This is a genomic window from Pseudoduganella rhizocola, assembly GCF_045984285.3.
In the GTDB taxonomy this organism is placed as follows: Bacteria; Pseudomonadota; Gammaproteobacteria; order Burkholderiales; family Burkholderiaceae_D; genus Rugamonas.
Window position 1 is genome coordinate 323,323 of the sequence record NZ_JBJQIK030000005.1, and the last position, 11,434, is coordinate 334,756.

The window sequence follows — 11,434 nt, forward strand, 5'->3', positions numbered from 1 at the left end:
GGGTCAGGCACCGCGTGTCACATGACACCGGGTGCCTGACCCCAAGGTGTCATGATTCGCATATGCAATTTACTCTTTATTCCCGCAGTTATTGCCATCTTTGCCAGGACATGCTGGACGCGCTCAATGCGCTGCAGGCGCCTGACAAGCCCTTCACCGTCAACGTCATCGATGTGGACCAGGACCCGCAGCTGGTGGAGCGCTTCGATGAGCTGGTGCCGGTGCTGTTCGCCGACCTGAACCAGCCCGAGCTCTGCCACTATTTCCTGGATGAAAGCAAGGTTCGTGCCGTTTTGGCATCTTTGTGAGCCAAATGCGTCAGAATTCGGGCTTTCCCCTCTGAAATCCGGTAAAATGCGAAGGGTTTTCCTTTGCTTCTCGCGGTCCAAAGGCGCTCATGAGCGCTTTTTTTGTATTGAACTTTAATGAAGAACATTCGTAACTTTTCCATCATCGCCCACATCGACCACGGCAAATCCACGCTGGCGGACCGTATCATCCAGCTCTGCGGTGGCCTGTCCGAGCGCGAAATGGAAGCGCAGGTGCTCGATTCGATGGATCTGGAGCGCGAGCGCGGCATCACCATCAAGGCCCAGACCGCAGCGCTGAAGTACAAGGCCCGCGACGGCCAGATCTACAACCTGAACCTGATCGACACCCCCGGCCACGTGGACTTCTCCTATGAGGTGAGCCGTTCCCTGTCCGCCTGCGAAGGCGCGCTGCTGGTGGTGGACGCCTCGCAAGGCGTGGAAGCCCAGACCGTGGCCAACTGCTATACCGCGCTGGATCTCGGCGTGGAAGTGGTGCCGGTCCTGAACAAGATCGACCTGCCGAACGCCGATCCGCCGACCGCCATCGCGGAAATCGAGGACGTGATCGGCATCGAGGCCGGCGACGCCGTGCACTGCTCGGCCAAGACCGGCTTCGGCGTGGACGACGTGCTGGAATCCATCATCGCCAAGGTGCCGCCGCCGAAGGGCGATCCCGAGGCGCCGCTGCAGGCCCTGATCATCGACTCCTGGTACGACCCCTATGTGGGCGTGGTGATGCTGGTGCGCGTGGTGAACGGCACCATGCGCCCGAAAGAAAAGATCCGCCTGATGGCCACCGACTCGGTGCAGCTGGTGGAAGACGTGGGCATTTTCTCGCCGCGTTCCGTGTCGCTGCCGGAGCTGAGCGCAGGCCAGGTGGGCTTCGTCATCGCCGGCATCAAGGAGCTGAAGGTGGCCCGCGTGGGCGACACCATCACCACCGCCGTGAAACCGGCCGAAGCGCCGCTGCCAGGCTTCAAGGAAGTGCAGCCGCAGGTGTTTGCCGGCCTGTTCCCGGTGGAAGCGAACCAGTACGACGCGCTGCGCGATTCGCTGGAAAAGCTGAAACTGAACGACGCCGCGCTGCAGTACGAGCCGGAAGTGTCGCAGGCGCTGGGCTTCGGTTTCCGCTGCGGCTTCCTCGGCCTGCTGCACATGGAAATCGTGCAGGAGCGCCTGGAGCGCGAGTTCGATATGGACCTGATCACGACGGCGCCTACCGTGGTGTATGAGGTGGAGCAGCGCGACGGCACCATCCTGAACGTGGACAATCCGTCGCGTATGCCGGACCCCTCGCACATCACCGAAGTGCGCGAGCCTATTGTGACCGTCAACCTCTACATGCCGCAGGAGTATGTGGGTTCGGTGATCACGCTGTGTATCGCCAAGCGCGGCATCCAGATGGACATGGCCTACCACGGCCGCCAGGTGAAGCTTATCTACGAAATGCCGATGGCCGAGATCGTGCTGGACTTCTTCGACAAGCTGAAATCCACCTCGCGCGGCTACGCCTCCATGGACTACGAGTTCAAGGAATACCGCGCCGCCGACGTGGTGAAGGTGGACATGCTGATCAACAGTGAGAAGGTCGATGCGCTGGCCATCATCGTGCACCGCGCCAACGCGCCGTACCGCGGCCGCGCCGTGGCGGCCAAGATGCGCGAGCTGATCCCGCGCCAGATGTTCGACGTGGCGATCCAGGCTGCGATCGGCTCCAACATCATCTCGCGTGAGAACGTGAAGGCGATGCGCAAGAACGTGCTGGCCAAGTGCTACGGCGGCGACATCAGCCGTAAGAAAAAGCTGCTGGAGAAGCAGAAGGCCGGCAAGAAACGCATGAAGCAGGTGGGCTCGGTCGAGATCCCACAGGAAGCATTCCTGGCAATCCTACAAGTGGAAGAGAAATGAGCCTCCAAGGTATCCTGAGCAACTTCGCCCTGATCCTGTTCGTGCTGATGGTGATCACGGGCGTGATCTGGTGCATCGACGTGTTCTACCTGGCCAAGCAGCGCCGCATCGCCGCCGACAAGGCGCTGGCCGAGTACGACGCGCGCACCGCCAAGCTGACCGCCGACGGCATCAAGCTGGACCAGAACGGCAGCCGCGCGCAGATCGAGCACGCGCTGCTGCGCCAGCCTACCTGGATCGAATATTCGGGCAGCTTCTTCCCCGTGATTGCGCTGGTATTCCTGCTGCGCTCCTTCCTGTTCGAGCCCTTCAAGATTCCCTCGTCCTCGATGGTGCCGACCTTGCTGGTAGGCGACCTGATCCTGGTGAACAAGTTCACCTACGGCATCCGCCTGCCCATCGTGAACCAGAAAATCATCCAGCTCAACGACCCGCAGCGCGGCGATGTGATGGTGTTCAAATTCCCGCGCGATATGAGCCAGGATTACATCAAACGGGTGGTCGGCGTGCCGGGTGATAAAATTGTTTATGAAAACAAGCGCTTAACCGTGAATGGCAAAGAAATTTCTTATGCGCCGCTGGACGACTACCTGGAAGAGGGGAGCGAAAGCCTGACGTACAAGAAGCAGTTCACGGAAAACCTGAGCGGCGTGGAGCACCGTATCCTGAATGATGAGCGGGCCCCGACCATCAACCTGACCGGCGTGAAGGAATTCCCGCACAGCGAGGCCTGCACTTACCGCTATGAAGGCTTTACGTGCGTCGTGCCTGCTGGCAATTACTTTATGATGGGCGATAACCGCGATAATAGCGAAGACAGCCGTTATTGGGGTTTCGTTCCTGATAAGAATATTGTCGGAAAAGCAGTGGCAGTCTGGATGAACCTGAGTAACCCGCGCCGCATCGGCGGGATCCACTAACACTAACAATAAATAAGCAGCGGGGGAATAGGGATGAAGAACAAGCAGCGCGGCATTTCGCTGGTGAGCCTGATTCTGGTGCTGGCGATTCTCGGTTTCGTGGGCATGATTGCAGCGCAGGTATTCCCCACCTACACCGAATTCCGTTCCGTGAAGACGGCGGCGGAAAAAGCCAAGGCGGCGGGCAGCACGCCGGCCGAGATCAAGGCTTCCTTCGACAAGAGCGCCGAAGTGAACTACATCACCTCGATCAAGGGCAGCGACCTGGTCATCACGCGCGAAGAGAGCGGCCTGGAAGTGAGCTTCGCCTACGAGAAGAAGGTCCACCTGTTCGGCCCTGCCAGCCTGGTGATGGACTACGCGGGCACCACCTCGAAGAACGGCATGCCGGCCGCCAATCCGGCGCAGTAAGAACCAGAGAACAATGAATTTACAGTTATTGCAGACTCGGCTAGGCCACACGTTCCAGGATGCTGGTTTGTTGCAGCAGGCCCTGACGCACCGCAGCCATAGCAGCCTGCATAACGAACGCCTGGAATTCCTGGGCGACTCCATCCTGAACTGCGTGGTGGCCTCGATTTTGTACGAGCGCTATAACGCGATCGACGAAGGCGACCTGTCGCGCCTGCGCGCCAACCTGGTCAAGCAGCAGTCGCTGTACGAGATTGCGCAGAAGCTGGAACTGTCGCAGTTCCTGCGCCTGGGGGAGGGCGAGCTGAAATCGGGCGGCTTCCGCCGTCCATCCATTTTGGCCGACACGCTGGAAGCGCTGCTGGGCGCGATTTTCCTCGACGCCGGCTTCGATGCGGCGGCCAAGGTGATCCGCGCCTTCTACATCCCCATCCTGGACACGGTCGACCCGCGCACCCTGGGCAAGGATGCCAAGACCCTGCTGCAGGAATTCCTGCAGTCCAAAAAGATATCCCTGCCGCTGTACAACGTGGTGGCCACCCATGGCGCCGCGCACAGCCAGGAATTCGAGATCGAATGCCTGGTGCCGAAACTCGGCATCCAGGTCTACGGCCGTGGCGGCAGCCGCCGCGCCGGCGAACAGGCGGCGGCCAAGCTGGCGCTGGAAGTCGCCGAGCAGGCCCTGCAAAAGACCCCGGCCGCGGGCCGCAAGCCCCGTCCGCGCGCAGCGCAACTGAAACTGGCAGGCATCGCCACCGTCCAGAGCGACGAACCGGCTGAGAAAAAAGCCGCCAACAAGTAAAGAGATTCACACCATGACAAGCGCACCCACTCCCGCCGGTTTCCGCTGCGGCTATATTGCCATCGTCGGCCGTCCCAACGTGGGCAAGTCGACCCTGATGAATACCCTGATCGGCGCCAAGGTCAGCATCACCTCGCGCAAGGCGCAGACCACGCGCCACCGCATTACCGGCATCCAGACCGTGAGCGACGCCCAGTTCATCTACGTCGATACGCCGGGCTTCCAGACCCGCCACTCGAACGCGCTGAACAAGACGCTGAACAAGACGGTCACCAACACCCTCGATTCCTCCGACGTGATCCTGTACGTGGTGGAGGCGGGCACCTTCGGCCCGGCGGACCAGCAGGTGGTGGACCTGCTGCCGAAGAACGTGCCGGTGATTTTGGTGATCAACAAATCCGACCGCGCCAAGGACAAGGCCGTGCTGCTGCCGTTCGCGCAGACCGTGGCGTCGAAGTTCGACTTCGCGGCCGTGGTGCCGGTGTCGGCCAAGCTGCGCTTCCAGCTGGACGGCCTGCAGAACGAGATCAAGCGCTTCCTGCCGGAGAACGAACCAATCTTCGGCGAAGACGACATTACCGACCGCAGCGAAAAATTCCTCGCCTCGGAAATCGTGCGCGAAAAGCTGTTCCGCTTCGTGGGCGACGAGCTGCCGTACACCAGCACGGTGCTGATCGAAAAATTCGAGCAGGAAGGCAACTTGCGCCGCATCTTCGCGGCTATCCTGGTGGAGCGCGACGGCCACAAGTCCATGATCATCGGGAACAAGGGCGCGCGGCTGAAAGAAGTCTCCACGCAAGCGCGCCTGGACATGGAAAAGCTGTTCGGCGGCCCCGTCTACCTGGAAATCTGGGTCAAGGTCAAATCCGGCTGGGCCGACAACGAAGCCGGCTTGCGCGCCTACGGTTACGAATAAGCCATGCCCCACGAGCTGACAGTCGAGCCCGTGTCCACCCTGGGGTCAGGCACCCAAGTGGACACGGGTTCGGCTGTAAGTCCATCATTTGCCGCTGAGGCCGTGTCCACCTCGGTGCCTGACCCCAAGGTGGACAGGAGCTCGGCTGTAGGCGGGCGGCGCAAGCTGCCGCCGCGCACGGTGGGGATTCGCGTGGCCGGCCAGCCGGCCTTCGTGCTGCATAGCTATCCCTACAAGGAAACCAGCCTCATCGTTGAGCTGCTGACGCGCGATTTCGGGCGGGTGGCGCTGATCGCCAAGGGCGCCAAGCGCCCCCATTCGCAGCTGCGCGGCGTGCTGCAGACCTTCCAGCCCCTGTCCGTCAGCTGGACCGGCAAGAACGAGCTGCGCACCCTCACCGATGCGGACTGGGTCGGCGGCATGCTGCCGCTGGAGAAGACCGCGCTGCTGTGCGGCTTCTATCTCAATGAGCTGATGGTCAAGCTGCTGGCGCGCGATGATGCGCATCCGGCCTTGTTCGACCACTACGTCTCCACCCTGAACCAGCTGGCGCATGCGGAACCTGCGCCCATCGTCTTGCGTAAATTCGAAACGGCCTTACTTAAGGAGACTGGCGTTGCGGCCGACCTCACCCGCTGCACCGCCACGCGCACGAAAGTGCTGGCCGATGTACAGTATGTGGTGGAGCCGGAACGCGGCCCGCGTCCGGAACGCGAGGATGACGACTTTATCCCGCGCGTGTCCGGCAAAACCCTGCTCGATATGGAGCGCGAGGATTATCAGGACGCCATCACGCAAACGCAATCGAAGCAGCTGATGCGCTTCCTGCTGGCGCACCACCTCGGCGGCGCGCCGCTGAATACGCGCCAGATCCTGATCGACCTGATGCAACTCTGAAAACGAAACGAAGAACATGAGCTTTCTGCACCCATCCGGCCCGGTGATCGACCTGGGCGTGAATATCGACCACGTCGCCACCTTGCGCAATGCGCGCGGCACCAGCTATCCGGATCCGGTCCGCGCAGCGCTGCTGGCCGAACAGGCCGGCGCCGACTGCATCACGCTGCACCTGCGCGAAGACCGCCGCCATATCAAGGACGCCGACGTCATTGCCATGGCGCCGCAGCTGGTCACCCGCATGAACCTGGAAGCTGCCGTCACGCAGGAGATGATCGATTTCGCCTGCCGCATCAAGCCTGCGGATGTGTGCCTGGTGCCGGAGAAGCGCACCGAGATCACCACCGAAGGCGGCCTCGATGTGGTGCGCTTCCATAAGGAGGTTGGCGCCGCCGTGAAGCAGCTGCAGGGCGAGGGCATCCGCGTCAGCCTTTTCATCGATGCCGATGAAGCGCAGATCGCTGCCGCGGCCGATGTCGGCGCGCCTGTGATCGAACTGCACACCGGCGCCTATGCCGATGCGGGAGGCGAGGAACAGCTGAAGGAACTAGAACGCATCAAGGCCGGTGTGCGCTGGGGCGTGCAGAAGGGCCTGAAGGTCAACGCGGGCCACGGCCTGCATTACACGAACGTGCAGGCGATTGCCGCCATTCCAGAGATCGCGGAACTGAATATCGGCCACGCCATCGTGGCCCACGCCGTGTTCGCAGGCTGGGAAAACGCTGTGCGTGAAATGAAAGCCATCATGGTCTCCACCCGCCTGGGAGCAAGATGATCTACGGCGTCGGCACCGATGTCTGCAAGATTCCGCGTATCGATGCCGCGCTGCAAAGGCACGGCGAACGCTTTGCGCGCAAGGTGCTCGGACCCGAAGAACTCAAGGAATACCATGTGCGCCGCGAACACCACCAGGTGCGCGGCGTGCGCTATGTGGCCACGCGCTTCGCGGCCAAGGAAGCCTTTTCCAAGGCGCTCGGCCTGGGCCTCACGCCGCCCATGACCTGGCACACGGCACAATTGCTGAACGTGGAGAAGGGCAAGCCGGTGCTGGTGTGCAGCGGCGCGCTGCAGGCGTATATGCAGGAGCTGCGCCTCAAGGCGCATGTGTCTGTGAGCGATGAAGAGGATGTAGCGGTCGCATTCGCGGTCGTTGAGAAGGCAGATGACTGAACAGATTCAAGACCCGCGCGAGCAGGTACTGGCGACCGTCGCCAAGCTGCCCAACCTGCCGGGCGTGTACCGCTATTTCGATGCGGAGGACAAGGTTCTCTACGTGGGCAAGGCGCGCGACCTGAAGAAGCGCGTGTCCAGCTACTTCCAGAAGAACCTTTCCAGCCCGCGCATTGCGATGATGGTCGAGCGCATTGCACGCCTCGAAACCACGGTCACGCACAGCGAGGCCGAAGCGCTGATCCTGGAAAATAACCTGATCAAGACGCTGCAGCCGCGCTTCAACATCCTGTTCCGCGACGACAAGTCCTACCCCTACCTGAAACTGACCGGCGACGCGGTGCCGCGCATGGTCTACTACCGTGGCGCGGTGGACAAGAAGAACCAGTACTTCGGCCCTTTCCCTTCCGCCTGGGCAGTGAAGGAATCGATGCAGATCCTGCAGAAGGTCTTCATGCTGCGCACCTGCGAGGACAGCGTTTACCAGAACCGCACGCGTCCCTGCCTGCTGCACCAGATCGGCCGCTGCAGCGCGCCCTGCGTGGGCGCCATCACGGCCGAGGACTACCGCCTGGACGTGAACAATGCCGCGCGCTTCCTGCGCGGCCGCCAGACCGAGGTGCTGGAAGAGCTGGAAAAGAAAATGCACGGCTTCGCCGCCGACCTGAAGTTCGAGCAGGCCGCCGCCGTGCGCAACCAGATCCAGTCGCTGTCCAAGGTGCTGCACCAGCAAAGCATGGAAACCTCCGGCGATGCCGATGTGGACGTGATTGCCGTGGTGGTGCAGGGCGGCCGCGCCTGTGTCAACCTGGCCATGGTGCGGGGCGGCCGCCACCTCGGCGACCGCGCCTACTTCCCGACACATGTGATGGATGCGGAAGCCGTGGCCGAACAGCCGATCGAAGTGGAGGTGCTGGCCGCCTTCATCGTGCAGCACTACACGGAGAAATACATTCCCGGCTGCCTGATCCTGAATATCGAGTTCGACCAGCCGGAACTGATGATCGCGCTGCAGCAGCAGTGCGGCCACCGCATCAACCTGATCTTCCAGCCGCAGGGCCAGCGCCGTCAATGGCTGGAGCTGGCGCAGAAGGGCGCCGAGATCTCGCTGGCACGCCTGCTGTCCGAACAGGGCTCGCAGCAGTCGCGCACGCGCGCCATGGTGGATGCGCTCGGCATCGAATGCGAAGACCTCGATGCCTTCCGCGTGGAATGCTTCGACATCAGCCACACCCAGGGCGAGGCGACGCAGGCATCCTGCGTGGTGTTCCATCACCACCAGATGCAGAACAGCGAATACCGCCGCTACAACATCAACGACATCACGCCGGGCGACGACTATGCCGCCATGCGCCAGGTGCTCACGCGCCGCTACGAAAAAGTGGCCAACGGCGACGGCGTGATGCCGGATGTTGTGCTGATCGACGGCGGCAAGGGCCAGATCGAAATGGCGCGGCAGGTCTTCGTCGAGCTGGGCCTGGATATCAGCCTGATCGTAGGCGTGGCAAAAGGCGAGGGCAGGCGTGTTGGCCTGGAAACCCTGATGTTCGTGGACGGCCGCCCCCAGCAGGAACTGGGCAAGGAATCGGCAGCCCTGATGCTGGTAGCCATGATCCGCGACGAAGCGCACCGTTTCGCCATCACCGGCATGCGCGCCAAACGCGCCAAAGCCCGCCAGACCTCGCGTCTGGAGGAGATCGAAGGTATTGGCGCCAAAAGACGGCAGAAGCTGCTGGCGCGCTTCGGCGGCCTGCGCGGCGTGGTCAATGCCAGCGTGGAGGACTTGATGTCGGTTGACGGCATTTCGAGCACGTTGGCGGAAGAAATCTACCGTCAGCTGCATTAAAGTGTTCGTGCTTGCTAGTAATAGCGGCATTGGCGGGTTAGACTAGCGGCGCGTCATAACAATTCCTACAGCCGCCGTCTTATATGCCTTTTAACATTCCGATCCTGCTGACCTGGCTGCGCGTTGCGCTGATTCCGCTGGTCGTAGGCGTGTTCTACCTGCCGCCCACCTGGTTGCCGCTCGAAGACCGCAACCTGGCCGCCACCCTGGTCTTCATCGTTGCCGCCATCACCGACTGGTTCGACGGCTTCCTGGCCCGCCGCTGGAACCAGACCTCGGCCTTCGGCGCCTTCCTCGATCCTGTCGCAGACAAGCTGATGGTAGCCGGCGCCTTGCTGGTGCTGGTGCAGCTGGACCGCTGCAACGCCATCCTCGCCTTCATCATCATCGGCCGCGAAATCACCATTTCGGCGCTGCGCGAGTGGATGGCGCAGATCGGCGCCTCCAAATCGGTGGCGGTGAACTCCATCGGCAAGATCAAGACTGCGGCCCAGATGACCGCCATTCCGGCCCTGCTGTACTACGACGTGGTGCTGGGCGCCATCGACACCCGCTTCTGGGGCGAGAAGCTGCTGTGGCTGGCCAGCGTGCTGACGGTATGGTCCATGTTCTACTATCTGCGCAAGGCCTGGCCCCTGATTAAAGAGCGTTCCGGCGTGCTGGACTGATTTATAAGATTTTACCCTTGACAGGCTTGCTCCATGCTCTATAATGCTGGCCTGTTGTTGATGACGACAAACGAAGCGGGAGTAGCTCAGTTGGTAGAGCGCAACCTTGCCAAGGTTGAGGTCGAGAGTTCGAGACTCTTCTCCCGCTCCAAGTTGAAGTCAACATTCGCTGGAAATGTGAAGATGTTTCTGCGATAATGCGGTTCCTGTACGCGGGAGTAGCTCAGTTGGTAGAGCGCAACCTTGCCAAGGTTGAGGTCGAGAGTTCGAGACTCTTCTCCCGCTCCAGATTATCTGGAGGCGTACAAAGCGGTAAAACTCCTATGCGGGAGTAGCTCAGTTGGTAGAGCGCAACCTTGCCAAGGTTGAGGTCGAGAGTTCGAGACTCTTCTCCCGCTCCAGAATTCAGGAAAGACGCGGCGCTGCCGCGTTTTTTCTTCCCCTCCAAGGCGGGGTAGCAAAATGGTTATGCAGCGGCCTGCAAAGCCGTCTATGCCGGTTCGATTCCGGCCCTCGCCTCCAGTAGAATCAAGCACTTAGCTTGCGCAAAGCCCGGAACTTCCGGGCTTTTTTGCGTCTTTCTCCAGTGCGTTCATCGATTTACCCATCGGTCCCGATGTTGTCCTGTGAGTTCACGGGGGCAGGGGTCTGCACGGCTCTGTTTGCGGCGGTTGGGGGGCTGGCAGTAAATGTTGAGTTTTGGCGGATTGCACTCTTCGATGCTCGCTAGCATGCCAAGGCGTTTAATTTGAAGATGCTATCGATGTTCGTGGATCTGCGCCTGAGGCGGGGCGAACAGCCGAGAGCAATAGATGCCAGTGCGCAAAACCATAGAGCGCAGCGTCCACCAACATTCCGTAGCACGGGTAGCCCTGGGAGAAGCAATGACTATCATTACCACCTTTGATACTTCAGAAAAAATCCGGGCATTAAGCACCGGCACTATTGCGGCGCTGTCCACTGAGATGATGGCAGAGCTGACATCCAGTCAGTTTTCCTGGTTCGCCACGAATCAGATTGCCGCGCTAAGCACCAATAGTCTGGCCAGTCTTGCGACCACGGTTCAATTGGCGGGCTTGACCACCGCCCAAGCTGCTGTCTTGTCTGCTGCTCAACTGGATGCGCTTTCCGACAGCAATATCATCTCACTGGAAACCGCAGATGTCCGCGCGATCTCCAGCGCGGCCATCAGCGCACTCAGTTCGGATAAATTCGCTGCGTTCGTCTCTACCCAGATTGGCGCGTTAACGACGAAGCAATTCGTGGGCCTGAATGCGGCTTACCTGAACTCCAGTCAAGTTCATGGGCTGACTACTGCTCATGCGATTAGCCTCACTTCGGCTCAGCTCAATAATATTTCCAACGCTGCTCTGGGGGAACTGAGTACACGCTCAATCGAGGTGATCAGGACTGGAGCAATTCGCGCCATGCTCTCGTCCCAGCTCGATGCCTTCACCTCGGCCCAGTTCATTGCGCTGACGACAAACCAGGCGGCGGCGCTCACCGGCGCCCAGGCCGGGGCCTTGTGGACCGATATCCTGGGCGTGATGGAAACGCGCGATGTGCGGGCCCTGAACACCGGCGT

General features: G+C 61.0%; 11 protein-coding genes, 4 tRNA genes and 1 pseudogene. All 16 read left to right on the forward strand.

Going from position 1 to position 11,434, the window contains the following annotated elements:
* Positions 1-62 precede the first annotated feature (62 nt).
* The gene (locus tag ACJRPG_RS14490) at positions 63-308 is read left to right on the forward strand and encodes a glutaredoxin family protein (protein ID WP_408000792.1); all 246 of its coding nucleotides are present in this window, start codon (positions 63-65) and stop codon (positions 306-308) included.
* Between the two features lie 117 nt (positions 309-425).
* Positions 426-2,219, forward strand: a complete 1,794-nt coding sequence (lepA, locus tag ACJRPG_RS14495) for a translation elongation factor 4 (RefSeq protein WP_408000793.1) — start codon at positions 426-428, stop codon at positions 2,217-2,219.
* Entirely contained in the window at positions 2,216-3,139 is a 924-nt protein-coding gene (gene lepB / locus ACJRPG_RS14500; protein ID WP_408000794.1) for a signal peptidase I, read from the forward strand. Before lepA ends, lepB begins: the two co-directional genes overlap by 4 nt.
* 33 nt (positions 3,140-3,172) lie before the next feature.
* Entirely contained in the window at positions 3,173-3,550 is a 378-nt protein-coding gene (locus ACJRPG_RS14505) for a DUF4845 domain-containing protein (RefSeq protein ID WP_408000795.1), read from the forward strand.
* Between the two features lie 13 nt (positions 3,551-3,563).
* Entirely contained in the window at positions 3,564-4,352 is a 789-nt protein-coding gene (rnc, locus tag ACJRPG_RS14510) for a ribonuclease III (protein WP_408000796.1), read from the forward strand.
* 13 nt (positions 4,353-4,365) lie between these two features.
* Positions 4,366-5,268 (forward strand): GTPase Era, encoded by a 903-nt coding sequence (gene era / locus ACJRPG_RS14515; RefSeq protein ID WP_408000797.1) that lies wholly within the window; start codon positions 4,366-4,368, stop codon positions 5,266-5,268.
* Positions 5,269-5,271: 3 nt separating this feature from the next.
* Positions 5,272-6,165, forward strand: a complete 894-nt coding sequence (gene recO / locus ACJRPG_RS14520) for a DNA repair protein RecO (protein WP_408000798.1) — start codon at positions 5,272-5,274, stop codon at positions 6,163-6,165.
* A 16-nt stretch (positions 6,166-6,181) separates the two neighbouring features.
* Positions 6,182-6,940: a pyridoxine 5'-phosphate synthase gene (gene pdxJ / locus ACJRPG_RS14525; RefSeq protein ID WP_408000799.1), complete on the forward strand. Its 759-nt coding sequence runs from the start codon at positions 6,182-6,184 to the stop codon at positions 6,938-6,940.
* Positions 6,937-7,335, forward strand: a complete 399-nt coding sequence (acpS, locus tag ACJRPG_RS14530) for a holo-ACP synthase (protein ID WP_408000800.1) — start codon at positions 6,937-6,939, stop codon at positions 7,333-7,335. Before pdxJ ends, acpS begins: the two co-directional genes overlap by 4 nt.
* Entirely contained in the window at positions 7,328-9,181 is a 1,854-nt protein-coding gene (gene uvrC / locus ACJRPG_RS14535) for an excinuclease ABC subunit UvrC (protein WP_408000801.1), read from the forward strand. Before acpS ends, uvrC begins: the two co-directional genes overlap by 8 nt.
* An 83-nt stretch (positions 9,182-9,264) precedes the next feature.
* Complete coding sequence (gene pgsA, locus ACJRPG_RS14540; protein ID WP_408000802.1) at positions 9,265-9,849, forward strand: CDP-diacylglycerol--glycerol-3-phosphate 3-phosphatidyltransferase; 585 nt, start codon at positions 9,265-9,267, stop codon at positions 9,847-9,849.
* A 75-nt stretch (positions 9,850-9,924) separates the two neighbouring features.
* A tRNA-Gly gene (locus ACJRPG_RS14545) sits at positions 9,925-10,000 on the forward strand.
* 61 nt (positions 10,001-10,061) lie between these two features.
* Positions 10,062-10,137: transfer RNA gene (locus ACJRPG_RS14550), tRNA-Gly, on the forward strand.
* A gap of 37 nt (positions 10,138-10,174) precedes the next feature.
* Positions 10,175-10,250, forward strand: a tRNA-Gly gene (locus tag ACJRPG_RS14555).
* A gap of 47 nt (positions 10,251-10,297) precedes the next feature.
* Positions 10,298-10,371, forward strand: a tRNA-Cys gene (locus ACJRPG_RS14560).
* Between the two features lie 362 nt (positions 10,372-10,733).
* A pseudogene (locus ACJRPG_RS14565) lies at positions 10,734-11,434 on the forward strand (heme utilization protein); the annotation flags it as partial.

Coding starts and splice junctions, on each gene's coding strand:
- pgsA (WP_408000802.1), top strand. CDS start 9,265: ATGCCTTTTAACATTCCGATCCTGCTGACCTGGCTGCGCGTTGCGCTG.
- era (WP_408000797.1), top strand. CDS start 4,366: ATGACAAGCGCACCCACTCCCGCCGGTTTCCGCTGCGGCTATATTGCC.
- ACJRPG_RS14490 (WP_408000792.1), top strand. CDS start 63: ATGCAATTTACTCTTTATTCCCGCAGTTATTGCCATCTTTGCCAGGAC.
- rnc (WP_408000796.1), top strand. CDS start 3,564: ATGAATTTACAGTTATTGCAGACTCGGCTAGGCCACACGTTCCAGGAT.
- acpS (WP_408000800.1), top strand. CDS start 6,937: ATGATCTACGGCGTCGGCACCGATGTCTGCAAGATTCCGCGTATCGAT.
- ACJRPG_RS14505 (WP_408000795.1), top strand. CDS start 3,173: ATGAAGAACAAGCAGCGCGGCATTTCGCTGGTGAGCCTGATTCTGGTG.
- pdxJ (WP_408000799.1), top strand. CDS start 6,182: ATGAGCTTTCTGCACCCATCCGGCCCGGTGATCGACCTGGGCGTGAAT.
- uvrC (WP_408000801.1), top strand. CDS start 7,328: ATGACTGAACAGATTCAAGACCCGCGCGAGCAGGTACTGGCGACCGTC.
- lepA (WP_408000793.1), top strand. CDS start 426: ATGAAGAACATTCGTAACTTTTCCATCATCGCCCACATCGACCACGGC.
- recO (WP_408000798.1), top strand. CDS start 5,272: ATGCCCCACGAGCTGACAGTCGAGCCCGTGTCCACCCTGGGGTCAGGC.
- lepB (WP_408000794.1), top strand. CDS start 2,216: ATGAGCCTCCAAGGTATCCTGAGCAACTTCGCCCTGATCCTGTTCGTG.